The sequence below is a fragment of the Glycomyces amatae genome (genome assembly GCF_020991375.1).
GTDB classification, from domain to species: Bacteria; Actinomycetota; Actinomycetes; order Mycobacteriales; family Micromonosporaceae; genus Glycomyces; species Glycomyces amatae.
This window is the reverse complement of sequence record NZ_JAJLQZ010000004.1, coordinates 1-12,604: the sequence shown is the minus strand read 5'-3', so window position 1 is coordinate 12,604 and position 12,604 is coordinate 1. Positions and strand designations below refer to the sequence as shown.

At 74.9% G+C, this 12,604-nt stretch carries 10 protein-coding genes; 1 reads left to right on the top strand and 9 read right to left on the bottom strand.

Annotated elements, in window-relative coordinates; all coding sequences use genetic code 11:
- Positions 1 to 576: 576 nt before the first annotated feature.
- From LO763_RS29360 to LO763_RS07260, 3 genes are all read right to left on the bottom strand, one after another.
- On the bottom strand, positions 577 to 3,729 hold the full coding sequence (locus tag LO763_RS29360) for an AAA family ATPase (protein ID WP_304608799.1): 3,153 nt from the start codon (positions 3,727 to 3,729) through the stop codon (positions 577 to 579).
- Positions 3,730 to 3,750: 21 nt separating this feature from the next.
- Positions 3,751 to 3,999 carry a hypothetical protein gene (locus LO763_RS07265; RefSeq protein WP_230601306.1) on the bottom strand — a complete coding sequence of 83 codons (249 nt, stop codon included), beginning with the start codon at positions 3,997 to 3,999 and terminating at the stop codon, positions 3,751 to 3,753.
- Positions 4,000 to 4,139: 140 nt separating this feature from the next.
- Positions 4,140 to 6,218 (bottom strand): MMPL family transporter, encoded by a 2,079-nt coding sequence (locus LO763_RS07260; protein WP_230601305.1) that lies wholly within the window; start codon positions 6,216 to 6,218, stop codon positions 4,140 to 4,142.
- 108 nt (positions 6,219 to 6,326) lie between these two features.
- Between LO763_RS07260 and LO763_RS07255 the strand changes: the two genes are divergently transcribed.
- Positions 6,327 to 6,833, top strand: coding sequence for a MarR family winged helix-turn-helix transcriptional regulator (locus LO763_RS07255; protein ID WP_230601304.1), 507 nt, complete (start codon positions 6,327 to 6,329; stop codon positions 6,831 to 6,833).
- Here LO763_RS07255 and LO763_RS07250 read toward each other — a convergent pair.
- The 6 genes from LO763_RS07250 to msrA all read right to left on the bottom strand — a co-directional run bounded on the left by LO763_RS07250 (position 6,809) and on the right by msrA (position 12,488).
- The gene (locus LO763_RS07250) at positions 6,809 to 7,996 is read right to left on the bottom strand and encodes a cryptochrome/photolyase family protein (RefSeq protein WP_230601303.1); all 1,188 of its coding nucleotides are present in this window, start codon (positions 7,994 to 7,996) and stop codon (positions 6,809 to 6,811) included. The genes LO763_RS07255 and LO763_RS07250 overlap by 25 nt on opposite strands.
- Before the next feature lie 76 nt (positions 7,997 to 8,072).
- Complete coding sequence (locus LO763_RS07245; protein ID WP_230601302.1) at positions 8,073 to 8,711, bottom strand: fasciclin domain-containing protein; 639 nt, start codon at positions 8,709 to 8,711, stop codon at positions 8,073 to 8,075.
- A 57-nt stretch (positions 8,712 to 8,768) separates the two neighbouring features.
- A complete protein-coding gene (locus LO763_RS07240) occupies positions 8,769 to 10,265 on the bottom strand; it encodes a molybdopterin-dependent oxidoreductase (RefSeq protein WP_230601301.1) in 1,497 nt (498 codons plus the stop codon).
- 133 nt (positions 10,266 to 10,398) lie between these two features.
- On the bottom strand, positions 10,399 to 11,166 hold the full coding sequence (locus tag LO763_RS07235) for an anti-sigma factor (RefSeq protein ID WP_230601300.1): 768 nt from the start codon (positions 11,164 to 11,166) through the stop codon (positions 10,399 to 10,401).
- On the bottom strand, positions 11,163 to 11,780 hold the full coding sequence (gene sigK, locus LO763_RS07230; RefSeq protein ID WP_439650274.1) for an ECF RNA polymerase sigma factor SigK: 618 nt from the start codon (positions 11,778 to 11,780) through the stop codon (positions 11,163 to 11,165). The genes LO763_RS07235 and sigK overlap by 4 nt, the downstream gene beginning before the upstream one ends.
- Positions 11,781 to 11,882: 102 nt before the next feature.
- Positions 11,883 to 12,488 carry a peptide-methionine (S)-S-oxide reductase MsrA gene (gene msrA / locus LO763_RS07225; RefSeq protein ID WP_230601298.1) on the bottom strand — a complete coding sequence of 202 codons (606 nt, stop codon included), beginning with the start codon at positions 12,486 to 12,488 and terminating at the stop codon, positions 11,883 to 11,885.
- Positions 12,489 to 12,604 lie beyond the last annotated feature (116 nt).

Here is a 12,604-nt window from a genome sequence, read left to right as displayed (position 1 = left end):
GGCATGCGACCCCGCTCACGGCGGTCGCCGCACGAGCGCACGCCGCCCCGACCGGGCCGGTATGCCGGTGGCGGACGGCCTCCGATGAAGGCGGACAGGCCGTTGGGAGGCGGCACGCCTGAGCCGATCGCCCATTGGAAACAGCAGTACCCGCACCGCAACCTGAACGGTCACTGCAACCACGAGCGCCGCGGCTCACGACCGATCGAGCCGGTCGATGCCCGTGCGGTGGCCGCGGAGGCGGGGGGGGCATCGGCCGCCGCGGCCCTGGCGAATCGCCGTCTCGAGCGGCGACCGGCAACGGGGAGGCCCGCACCCAACTCGGCACCGGTCAGTCCTTGGTGAGGTAACCGCGGAGACGGACAGCATCAGCCACCCCGCCCTGCCTCGTCCCGGCCAACCGCTGTCTCCTGATCGGCGACCAGCAACAGAGGAGGCCCGCTCCCCCGCCTCGGCGCCGGTCAGTGCTCAGTGAGGTAACCGCGGAGGCGGGCATCAGCCGCTCCGGCCCAGCCAACCACTGTCTCTCGAGCGGCGACCAGCAGCAGAGGAGGCCTGCTTTTTTCTCGGTGCCGGTCAGTCCTCGGTGAGGTAGCCGCGGAGGTGGGCGGCGTTGACCGCTGCGGCGCGGCCCGCCACCTCGAGTTTCGCCATCGCCCGCGACAGGTGCACGCTCACCGTCTTCTCCGAGATGTACAGCTCGGCGCCGATCTGCCGGTTCGTCAGGCCCCGGGCCACCAGCCGCAGGACCGCCAGCTCGCGCGGGGTCAGCGGCGTGGTGGTGGGCACCGCCGCGTCGAGCCGGGCCCGTTCGGCCAGTTCGCACAGCGCCTCGGCGAGCGGGGCCGCGCCCAGGCGGATCGCGGTGGTCTTCGCCTCGGTCAGCACCTCGGCCGCCTCAGTCCGGGACTCGCCGCCCGGCGCGGCCAGCAGCGCCTCGGCGAGGCGCCATTGCGCGTACGCCTGCCGGTACGGCTCGGCCCAGTCCCCGCCGGCCATCGCGCCGACCGGGATCGCGCCGGTGTCGCTCCTGCCGGTGCGCTCCAGCAGCGCCAAGGCCTCGGAGGCGACCGGGTCCCGCAGGGCCAGCTCGAGCCGGTCCTGCTCACCGAGGGCCGCGACCTCGCTTGCGGCCGTGGTGTTCTCGGCGCCGACCCCATCGCCGGCGTTGCGGTAGTCGAAGGCCTCGGCGGCGGCGCGCCACAGTTCGGGGTCGCCCTCGCCGTAGAGGCGGGACTCCTCGGCGTCGAGCTCGGCGACCCAGGCGCGGCCTTCGGGGCCGAGCGTCCCGGACAGGGGCCGGCCGTGTTCGAGGAAGAACCGGGCCCGCTCGGCCAGGCGCTCGCCCGCGGCCACCGCGTCCTTCGCGGCGGCGGCGTCGCCGCCGTGGCGCGCCTGCTGGGCGAGGTCGGCGGCGGCGCCGATCCCGGCGGCGCACACGGAGATGCCCGCGAGGTAGTAGCCGCGCTGGCGCGTCATCTTCGCGGTGGCGCGCTCGACGCGCTTGAGCGCCTCGGCCGGGCGGCCGCGCCAGCGGTCGAGTTCGGCCCCGCACAGGGAGGCCAGGGCGAGGACCTGGCCGTCGAGCTGCCAGCGGTCGGCGAGGTAGTCGAGGCGACGGTCGGCGGCCTCGAAGCGCCCGCGCGCGACGTCGACGAGGAGCACCGCGGCGGCGAGGCGCGTGAGCACGACGCCGGGCAGGACGCTGGAGGCCATCTCCCCGTTGGCGTCGACCGCGTCCCAGCGGCCGAGCATGTAGTTGCAGATGACCTGGCGGACGGCGATCTCCAGGCCGAAGGCGCTCCATTTGTCGCCGGTGCGCCGGGCCCGCTCGGCGCCGCGGTCGAAGTGCACGAGGGCCTCGGGGAGCCGGGCGGCCTCGGTGAGCGCCAGGCCCTTGTTGAAGTGGGCGCGCAGCTCGACCTCGTGCCAGCCCTTGCCGCGGATGAGGTCGAGCGCCGCTTCGTTGCGGGCGACGACCTCCTCGAAGGACAGGGCGCCGCGGCGGAACGCGGCGATGCCGTCGGTGAGCATCGCGTCGGCCTTGGCGGCGAGGTGGCCCTCGTCCGCTTCGGCGGTGCCGGCGGCGGTGACCGCGTCGGCGGTGGCGATGGCCCGGGCGCACCAGCGGGCGGCCTCCTCGTACTGCCAGAGGCCGTTGGTGGTGCGGGCGACCATGGCCTGGGCCCAGGCCTTGACGGCGCGGGGCTCCTCGTCCTTGACCAGCTCCCACGCCTCCCAGGCGATCCGGTGGGCCTCCTGTTCGTTGCCCTCGATGATGAGCAGGTTCTTGGCGTACTTGCGGCGGGTGTAGGCGCCCTGGACGCTGTCGCCGGAGGCGTCGGCGAGGCGCACCGCGTCGCCCGAGTAGGACTGGGCGCGTTTGATCTCGCCGGAGGCCTCGGCGTTGGCGGCGGCCCGGAGCGTCAGGCGCAGCTCGGTGAGGCCTTCGGGCCGCCGCGCGGCGGGGACGCGGCCGAAGAGGGTGAGGGCCCGTTCGAGGTGGAGGAGGGCCTCGGCGGGGGCGGCGAGTTCGACCGCCTCGTCGGCGGCGCGCACGGAGGCGGCGAGGGCGCAGGGGAGGTCGCCGGACTCGTGGGCGTGGTGGGCGAGTTCGGCTTCGGCGCCCTTGCCGTGGTCGTCGGCGAGGGACTCGGCGATCTTCTGGTGGTAGCGGATGCGCTCGCCGGGGAGGAGGTCGTTGTAGACGGCCTCGCTGAGGAGGGCGTGGCGGAAGGCGTAGGTGTCGGCGCTCTTCTGGACGATGATGCCGTGGGAGATCGCGGCCCGCAGGGCCTGGTCGAGTTCGCGCTCGTGCCGCAGGCCGGTCTCGTCGAGCAGGGACCAGGCGGCGGCGTTGAGGCGCCGGTGGGTGAAGCGCCTGCCGAGGACGGAGGCGAGCTGCACGACCTGCTTGGCGGCGTCGGGGAGGCGCTCGAGCCGGGCGAGGAGGACCTCGGCGAGTTCGAAGGTGACCGTGTGGGTCTCGGCGGCGGCGAGCTCTTCGGCGAGGAACGCGTTGCCCTCGGAGGCGGCGGCGATCTTGGCGACGGTCTCCTCGTCGAGCCCGGCGTTGAGCTCGCGCACGAAGACGGTGGCGTGCTGGGCGTCGAAGGGGTCGAGGTGGAGGCGCTGGACGGCGGGGAGGCGCACGAGCTCGGCCAGGAGCGGGCGCAGGGGGTGGCCGCGGTGCAGGGCGTCGGACCGGTAGCTGCCGAGGATGAGGAGGCGCTGGCCGGTGAGGCGGGAGGTGAGGAAGGCGAGGAGGTCGCGGCTGGAGCGGTCGGCCCAGTGGAGGTCTTCGAGGGTGAGGACGACCGGCCGGGTGGCGGCGAGGTCGGCGAGGGCGGCGTGGAGGGCCTCGAAGAGGCCGAGGCGGCCGAGGTCGCCGTCGGCGGCGACGGGGTGGCCGGGGAGGAGGGGGCCGAGGCCCGGGTGGTCGGCGGCGAGTCCGGGGTGGTCGCGGGCGAGGGCGCCGATGATCTCGGCGAAGGGCAGGTAGGGGAGGGCGGAGTCGGCGGTGTCGAGGCAGTGGCCGGTGACGGTGAGGACACCGTCACCGGCGCCGTCGTTGAACTCGTGGAGGAGCCGGGTCTTCCCGACCCCCGCGTCGCCGGAGACGAGCACCGTGGCCGGTCGCCCCCTCTTCGCGGCGGCGAGCGCGTCGCGGAGCGCGGCGAACTCGCCGTCGCGGGCGAAGAGGGGGAGATCGGAACCTAGGCGCGGCATGTCAGCAATCATGACATGCCCCTATGACGCGGCGGTGTGTTCATTTCGGGTGCGGGGCTCGGCCCGGTCCGCCTCGGAGCGGTCCCTGCGGCCGAGGGCGCGGGCGACGCGACGGGCGACGCCGTCGTGGCGGACCTGCGCGCGGGCGCGGCGGGTCTCCTTGGCGGCCTTGATGAGGCTGCGGGCGAGCCGCTCGTTCTCGGCGTCCCGGAGGAGCTCCTCGGAGCGGGCGTAGTGCATGTAGTGGAAGTCGAAGTCGTTCATGGTCATCGCGGTTCCTTCGATGTCGCCGGCCGGTGTCTCCGGCCTGACATCAATGCTCGTGCTGAGGCCCGGCCCGACGCATCGGGAGTCCGCGTCGGGCCGGGCCTCGCCCGCCTTAGTTCTCGGGCCTTCGCCGCCGAAACCCCTTACTCACGGCTGAGGGGCCTTACCCGCGACAGGCGCGAGGGCCACCAGACGGCCTTCCCGAGGTCGAAGGTGAGCGCCGGGACCAGCAGGGACCGGACGATGACGGTGTCGAGCAGCACCCCGAAGGCCACCACGAACGCGATCTGCGCCAGGAACAGGATCGGCAGGACCGCGAGGGCCGAGAACGTGGCCGCGAGGACCACCCCGGCCGAGGTGATGACCCCGCCGGTGGCGACCAGCCCCCGCAGCGTGCCCGCCCGGGTGCCCAGTCGCGCGGACTCCTCGCGGACGCGCGTCATCAGGAAGATGTTGTAGTCGATCCCCAAGGCCACCAGGAAGACGAAGCCGAACAGGACCACAGTGGGGTCGGCGCCGGGGAATCCGAAGAGGTGGTTGAACACGAGCGCCGAGACGCCCATGGTCGCGCCGAAGGACAGGACCACCGTGGCGGTCAGCAGCAGCGGCGCCAGGATCGACCGGAGCAGGAGCATGAGCACGCCGAGGATCACCGCGAGCACGATCGGGATGATGACCGCGCGGTCGCGTTCGGAGACGTGGAGCGTGTCGAGCTGGATCGCGGTGGGCCCGCCGACCAGGGCGTCCGCGCCGTCGACGGCGTGCACGGCCTCGCGCAGGCGCTCCACGGCGGCCATCGCGGCGTCGCTGTCGGGCGCGTCCTCCAGGACCGCCTCGATCTCGACCAGGCCCTCGGCCTCCACGACCTGCCCGGAGGCGTCGGTCTTCGCCGCGACCTCGGCGACGCCCTCGACCTCGGCCGCGGCGAGCACCGCGTCGAGCGAGTCGGCGTCGGCGACGATCACGGCGGGCGCGCCGGACCCGGCGTCGAAGTGCGCGGCCAGGACCTCCTGGCCCGCGACGGAGTCGACGTCGGTGAGGAACACGTCCGTCTGCGTCGTGCCGTCGGCCTTCAGCTGCGTCATGAACGCGGCCGCGACGACCAGGCCCGCGGCGGTGACCAGCCACACCGCGCGGGGGCGGCGGGCGATGAGCCCGGCGGTGCCGGACCACAGCCGCGAGCGCGACGGGCCGGTGCGGGTGCGCCGGGGCCAGAACGCGGCCCGCCCGAACAGGGCGAGGACGGCGGGCAGGAACGTCGTGGCGGCCAGGAACGACGCGGCGATGCCGATGGCCGCGACCGGGCCGAGGCCGCGGTTCGACTCGAGCTGGCTGAACAGCAGGCACAGCACGCCGAGGATCACGGTCCCGGCGGAGGCGGCGATCGGCTCGATCGTGGCGCGCAGGGCCCGGCGGACGGCGGCGAAGCGGTCGAGGCCGGCGCCGAGCTCTTCGCGGTAGCGGGCGACCAGCAGCAGCGCGTAGTCGGTGGCGGCGCCGAACACGAGGATGAACAGGATGCCCTGGCTCTGGCCGTTGAGGTCGATGAGGCCCGCGTCGGCCAGGAAGTAGACGGCCGCGCTGGCGGCGGCGAGGGCGAACCCGCAGGACAGGAGCACCAGCAGCGGCAGCAGCGGGGAGCGGTAGACGAGCACGAGGATCACCGCGACGACCGCGGCGGCCACGAGCAGCAGCAGGCCGTCGACGCCGCCGAAGGCCTCGCCGAGGTCGGCGCCGAGCGCGGCCTGGCCGGTGACGAGCACTTGGAGGCCGTCGGGGCTGCCGTCCTCGAGGACGGAGCGGATCTCGGCGACCGCGTCCGACTCGTCGGCGTCCGCGCCGATGAGGACGATCAGCTGCGCGGCCTCGGCGTCCTCGGAGGGCTGCGGCGGGATCGCCGGGCCGGCGTTGAACGGCAGCGCCGCCAGGGCCGCGGCCGCGTCCTCCAGGTAGGCGAGGTCGGCCGCCTCGAGCCCGCCGGGGCGTTCGGCGACGACGATCGCCGGGACCGCGTCGGTCTCGTCAAAGGCGGCGCGCGCCTCGTTCACCTCGGTGGACTCGGCGGAGGACGGCAGGAACGCCGAGCCGTCGTTGACGGCGACCTCGCTGAGCTTCCCGGCGAACGGCCCCGCGAAGGCGCCCAGGGCGAGCCAGGCGAGGGCCAGGAGCGCAGGGAGCAGCCAGCGCCGGCGGGGTACGGTGTGCGGTCGTTCGGGGGCCATGGTGCGGGTCTCCTCGCGTCGCGGCGACCGATGGTTCCATCGGCGGATAATTCGATGATCGAAACAGTAGACTACAGACCGACCTTGCCCGTGGAGAGAAAGGCGCGTATGACCCGCGACACCGAGGGCGAGGCCGCGCCCACCGACCGCGACCTCACCCGGCTGCTCCAGACGCTGACGGTCGAGTCGGACCGGTACGCCGAGCGGTTCGGGGCCCGCCACGGCCTCCACCGCACCGACGCCAACGCGCTCGCGCTCATCCTCGCCGCGGCCCGCCGCGGCGAGCCCATGTCGCCGTCCGTCCTCGCCAGGGAGCTGGGCCTCAGCCCCTCGGCGACGACCGCGCTCATCGACCGCCTCGAGGCGGTCGGGCACGTGGAGCGCGAGCGCTCCGCGGGCGACCGGCGCCGCGTCGCCCTCACCGTCCCCGAGGCGGGACTGGAGGAGGGGCGGCAGATGTTCATCCCGCTGGCGCAGGCCTTCGCCGCCTCATGGGAGGGGTTCGGCGCCGCCGAACGCGAGGTCGTCGCCCGGTTCCTCGAAGTCAGCACCGAGGCGATGCGGGCCGTCAGCGCCGAGTGGGAGCCGCCTCACGGGGCCCAGCGCCGCCGGTAGGCCCCGTCGGGGTCGAACCGGGCGGCCTGCCGCTCGTGGCTGAAGCGCCGGTAGGGCTTGGTGTCGTTGCCGGTCCCGGCGGTCCACTGCCAGTTCCCGGCGTTGTTGGCCTCGTCGAGGTCCACGAGGCGCTCGGCGAACCAGGCGGCGCCGTGCCGCCAGTCGAGCCCGAGGGTCTTGGTGAGGTACGCGGCGCAGACGAGGCGGGCGCGGCCGGGCATCCAGGCCTCGGCCAGCAGCTGGCGCATCCCCGCGTCCACGATGGCGATCCCCGTCTCGCCGCGCCGCCAGGCGTCGAGCGCGGCGGGGTCCTCGGCCCAGTCCCCGTCGCCGCGGTAGGCGTCGCGCGCCAGGTCGGGGAAGGCCGCCAGGACCTGGTGGTGGAAGTCGCGCCAGCACAGCTGCCGGACGAAGGCGTCGGGCAGGCGCGGGTCGGCGGCGAGCACGCGCGGCGAGAGGCACCCGAAGCTCAGGTAGGGGCTCAGCCGGGAGGTGGCGTCGGCGGCGAGGTCGTCGCTCAGCTCGGGGTAGTCCTCGGCGCGCGGGGCCCACTGGTCGAGCCGGTCGGCCGCGGCCGCCTCGCCGCCGGGGAAGGCCGGGTTCGCCCCGGGCACGGGCCCGAGGACCGCGGCGGGGTCGCCCCCGGTGACCCCCTCGGGGAGGCGCACGCGTTCGGGCGCCGGTTCGACCGGGCGCCGGGGAGCCCGCGACCAGGCCCTCCAGTACGGGGTGAAGACCTTGTAGTGGTCGCCGCCGGTGCTGGGGAGCACGGCCCCGGGCGCCAGGGCCGTGACGCCGGGCGCGGTCCGCAGCACGACGCCCGCCGCATCGCAGGCCTCCCGGAGCCGCTCGCGCAGCCCGGACTCGAAGCGCCCGAAGTCGTCGGCGCAGTGCACGCTCGCCGCGCCGGCGTCCGCGCAGGCCCGCACGACCTCCCGGACGGTGTCGCCGCGGCGCACCAGCAGGTCCCCGCCGAGGCCGCGCAGCGACCCGCGCAGGTCCGCGAGCGACTCGGCGAGGAAGCGCCGCCGCACCGGGGACGCCGCCCGGGCCGGGTCGTCCACGTACAGCGGCACGACCGCCTCGGCCCCGCAGGCCGCGGCCAGCGCCGGGTTGTCGTGGACGCGCAGGTCGCGCGTGAACAGCATGACGGCGGTTCCCACCGGTGGTTCCTCCTCGTGCGTGCGGCCGGGGCCGCCCGCGGATGCGCGGGCGGCCCCGGCCGGAGCGGGCTCGGCCTTAGGCGGGCATGAGCACCGTGTCGATGATGTAGACGGTCGCGTTGGCGGTCTGGACGTTCCCGCAGACGACGGTCGCGGCGTCGTTGACCATGAACTCCTCGCCGGAGCCGGTCACCTCGAGGGTGTCGCCCTGGAGGGTCGTGTGCTCGCCGGCCAGGTCCTCGGGAGCGAGCCGCTCGCCCACGACATGGTAGGTGAGGATGCCGGTGAGCATCTCCTGGTCGGCCATGACGGCCTCGAGGTCGGCCTCGGGGATCGCGGCGAACGCGTCGTCGACCGGCGCGAACACGGTGATGTTCTCAGCGGAGTTCAGGGTGTCGACCAGGTCGGCCTCGCCCACGGCGGCGACCAGCGTGGTCAGCACCGGGTTGTTGCTCGCGGCGGTGGCGACCGGGTCGTCGGCCATGCCGGTGAAGCTGCCCTCGCCGTCGGCCGGGACGGCCGAACACGCGGCGCCGAACTCGCCCGAGGCCATCTCGGCCTCGGTGGTCTCCTCTTCGGTCGTCTCCGACGACTGCGCGTCCTCTTCGGTCGAGTCGTCGCCGCCGCCCTCGTCGGAGGAGCAGGCGGCCAGGGCGATGGCGCATCCGGCGGCCACGGCGATGGCCCCGGCGCGGGTCAGGAGTCGGTTCTGCATGGTCGTGCCTCTCTCATTCGGTTCCGGGGGCGGTCGCCCCCGGGGTCTCGCTTCGGTTCATTCGGCGGTGACGATCACGGAATGCCATCCGGTCGCACCGTCGGGGAACGGGGTGACCCGCTCCTCGGTCTGGGTCTCGCCGTCCGCGTCGGTGGCGCGGACCTCCAACTTGTGGCGCCCGGGCGCGGCGTCCCACTGCCACAGCCACTGGCGCCAGGTGTCGGGGCCGATCACGGGGGCGAGCTCGGCCTCCTCCCACGGGCCCTCGTCGACGCGGACCTCGACGCGCTCGATGCCGCGCCGCTGGGCCCAGGCGACCCCGGCGACCGGGGTCGTCCCCGCCGGGACGGTCTTGAGGGGCCGCGGCGTGTCGATGCGGGAGAACGTCTTGATCGGGGCCTCGGCCTCCCAGTCGCGGCGGACCCAGTAGGGGTCGAAGTCGGCGAAGGAGGACAGCTCGATCTCGACGAGCCACTTGGTCGCGGACACGTACCCGTACAGGCCGGGGACGATCATGCGGACGGGGAAGCCGTGCTCGATGGGGAGCGGCTCGCCGTTCATGCCGACCGCGACGAGGGCGTCGCGCCCGTCGGTGCACGCGCTGGTGGGCGTCCCGGCGGTCCAGCCATCGGAGGAGCGCCCGACGACCTGGCCGGCGCCGTCCTGGACGCCGGCCTCCTCGAGGAGCTCGGCGAGCGGGACGCCGAGCCAGCGGGCGTTCCCGGCGAGGGTTCCGCCCACTTCGTTGGAGACGCACGAGAGGGTGATCTCGCGTTCGACCAGGTCGCGTTCGAGCAGGTCCCGGTAGCTGAACTCGAGGGGCCGGTCGACGCGGCCGGTGACGCGCAGGACGTAGTCGTCGGGGAGCACCTGCGGGAGCACCAGGGCGGTGTCGACGCGGTAGAAGTCGGCGTTGGGCGTCAGGTAGGAGGTGATCCCCTCGACGTCGAGGCCCTCCCCGGCGGGGCCGGCGTCGACGGGTTCGGGCAGCCGGACGGCGTCCCGGGCGGTCTCCACTTCCCCCGTGCCGCCCAGGCGCCATCCGGCCGCTCCCACCGCGCCCGCCCCTGCCAGGGCGAGCAGCACCCCCCGCCGGTCGACGACCCTGCCGGGCACCGGGGGCTCCGCGGCGGCCGGTCGCCGGTACAGCAGCCACAGGACGAGCGCCCCCGCAGCGGCGCCGACCAGGGAGGGCAGGGCCCAGGCGGGCCCGGCCGCGGGCCGGGAGAGGGCGGCTGCCGCTCCCGCCGCGCCGAGCAGCGCCAGGGCCGTGTAGCCGACCGCGACCCGCCGGCGCGAGAGCACGCCGACGACGGCCGCGGCGGCCGCGAGCACGAGCCCGATGCCGATGAACAGGACGAGCTTGTCGTAGGCCCCGAAGGTGCGGATCGCGAAGGCCTTGACCGGTTCGGGCACGGCGTCCACGACGACGGCGCCCACGGCCGCGACCGGGGCGCTGCCGGGGGCCACTGCCGCGGCCGCCAGCTGGGCCGCGGCGAGGGCGGCGCCTGCGCAGGCGAGCCCGGCGAGGGCTGCGATCGGTCTGCCGTTCATGCCCCTGATTCGGGGCCGGGCCGCGTGCGGATGGGTCCGGTGGCGAAAAAATCAGGAGGAATTTCGTGGACGGGCATGAAACACGGCGCGGACTGGGCTTTCGCCCGGTCCGCGCCGTGTCCTCAGCGGCGGCCTACGCGTCCAGTGCGACGTCGGCGACCATCGGCAGGGTCGGCGCCGCGGAGCCCCCCGCGGGCTCGTTGGTGACGCCGATGACCTGGGTGTCGCCGAGGCCTTCGACGAGCATCGTGGCGGAGGAGTCGCCGGGGTCCATGACCCCGGCCGAGACCTGTCCGGCCTCGTCGACCATCCACACCTGGTAGGAGCGGTCGTCGCCGACGGCGGCGAGGTCGGAGACGACCACGACGGCGTCGTCGAGCGAGTCCGAGGAGATCACGGTGACCCGGCCTCCGCCGTCGGCCTCCTTGTAGGCGACCTCGGCGTCGGGGGCCTCGAGCACGGCCGCGATGGGGCTGCCGTCCCCTTCGCCGCCGGGCTGCTGCATGACCGACCAGGTCGCGAAGACCCCCGCGAAGGCCGCGACCACGGCCAGGGCGGCGGCGCCGAGGGCCAGGCGCAGGCGGTGCGCCCGGTGCGTCCCGGACCGGGACCGCGGCGCCCGGCGGCGCCGGTCCCGGGCGGATTCGGGCGCCTCGCCGGGGGCCGCGACCGGCGCCTCCTGGCGGGTGCGGCGCACTTCGGCCAGGACGCTGTCGCGCAGGCGCGGCGGCGGCTCGGCGATGGTGACGTCGGCGAGGCGGGCGACGGCCTCGCGCAGTTCGGCGGCCTCCTGGGCGCACGAGGCGCACGAGTCGAGGTGGCGCTCGACCAGCTCGCGCTCGCCCGCGTCGACCGCGTCGAGGGCCCAGGCGCCGATCAGGGTGTGCTCGTCCGTGGTCATCGGGACACCTCCAGGCAGTCGCGCAGCTTGATGAGCCCGTCGCGGATGCGCGACTTGACGGTGGGCACCGCCGCATCCAGCAGGGACGCGACCTGCCGGTAGGTGTGGCCGCCGTAGTAGGCGAGCGTGACCGCCTGCCGCTGGAGCTCGGTGAGGGTCTTGAGGCAGCGGCGGACCTGGCGGTGCTCCAGGCGCCCGGCGGCGGCCTCGGCGACCTGGTCGTACTCGGGTTCGGCGGACTCGGCGGCGGCGCGCCGCTCCCGCTCCCCCGCGGCCTGCGCGGACCGGACCCGGTCCACGGCCCGGCGGTGGGCGATGGTGGTGATCCAGGCGGTGGCGGACCCGCGGCGCTCGTCGAAGCGGGTGGCGGTGCGCCACACCTCGACGAGGACCTCCTGGGCGACCTCCTCGGCCTGGGCCGGGTCGCGGACGATGCGCAGGCACAGCCCGTAGACCCGCCCGGACACGAGGTCGTAGAGCGCGGCGAAGGCGTCGTCCTCGCCCAGCGCGGTGCGGTGCAGCAGCGCTTCGGGCGTGGCGGGGTCGGCGCCCGCCACGACGGACAGGCGCGGCTGGTCCTGTCGGCGATGGGCTTCGGCGCCCTGGTCAAACATCATCGCGCTCCCGGCGATCGAACGGCGTTCTCGACATGGGTTCGGAGCCGCAGGGGGAGCGGATGGGTCGCGGCGGCGGGGTTTTTCACCCGTCGCGAGGGGTCAGCCGGCGCTGGGCCGTTCGACCTCGACCTGGGCCTTGGCGACCCCGACGGGGCAGGTCAGGCCGTTGGGTCCGTGGTTGCAGTAGCCGTTCGGGTTGCGGTGCAGGTACTGCTGGTGGTAGTCCTCGGCGAGCCAGTAGGCGCCGGCCGGGACGATCGCGGTGGTGATGGCGCCGAGCCCGGCCGCGGTGACGGCGGGCGCGAACGCGGCCTTGCCCTCCTCGGCGGCGACCTGCTGTTCGGGGGTGGTGGTGAAGACGACCGACCGGTACTGGGTGCCGATGTCGTTGCCCTGCCGCATGCCCTGCGTCGGGTCGTGGTTCTCCCAGAAGACCTTCAGCAGGTCCTCGTAGGCGGCCTTCTCGGGTTCGTAGACGACCCGGACGACCTCGGCGTGGCCGGTCAGTCCGGTGCAGACCTCCTCGTAGGAGGGGTTCTCGGTCTTGCCTCCCATGTAGCCCACGGAGGTGGTCCAGACGCCGGGGACGCGCCAGAACAGCCGCTCGGCGCCCCAGAAGCAGCCCATGCCGAAGTACGCGATGCCGGCGCCGGGGCCGGGGGAGCCTTCGATGGGGTGCTTGAGGACCGGGTGCGTGATGCTCATCGGGCCAGTCTGTCACGCGCGGCCCGCCCCGTCCACGCGACGAGGCGGGCCGCGCGGCCGCGGCGGGGGGGGCCCCCAGGGCGCCCCCGCGGCGCCCCCCCCCCCCCCGGCGGCGG

Excerpts from the sequence above, each read along its gene's own strand:
- LO763_RS07265 (WP_230601306.1), bottom strand. The coding sequence starts at position 3,999 with ATGACCATGAACGACTTCGACTTCCACTACATGCACTACGCCCGCTCC.
- LO763_RS07235 (WP_230601300.1), bottom strand. The coding sequence starts at position 11,166 with ATGACCACGGACGAGCACACCCTGATCGGCGCCTGGGCCCTCGACGCG.
- msrA (WP_230601298.1), bottom strand. The coding sequence starts at position 12,488 with ATGAGCATCACGCACCCGGTCCTCAAGCACCCCATCGAAGGCTCCCCC.
- LO763_RS07260 (WP_230601305.1), bottom strand. The coding sequence starts at position 6,218 with ATGGCCCCCGAACGACCGCACACCGTACCCCGCCGGCGCTGGCTGCTC.
- LO763_RS29360 (WP_304608799.1), bottom strand. The coding sequence starts at position 3,729 with ATGCCGCGCCTAGGTTCCGATCTCCCCCTCTTCGCCCGCGACGGCGAG.
- sigK (WP_439650274.1), bottom strand. The coding sequence starts at position 11,780 with ATGTTTGACCAGGGCGCCGAAGCCCATCGCCGACAGGACCAGCCGCGC.
- LO763_RS07240 (WP_230601301.1), bottom strand. The coding sequence starts at position 10,265 with ATGAACGGCAGACCGATCGCAGCCCTCGCCGGGCTCGCCTGCGCAGGC.
- LO763_RS07245 (WP_230601302.1), bottom strand. The coding sequence starts at position 8,711 with ATGCAGAACCGACTCCTGACCCGCGCCGGGGCCATCGCCGTGGCCGCC.
- LO763_RS07255 (WP_230601304.1), top strand. The coding sequence starts at position 6,327 with ATGACCCGCGACACCGAGGGCGAGGCCGCGCCCACCGACCGCGACCTC.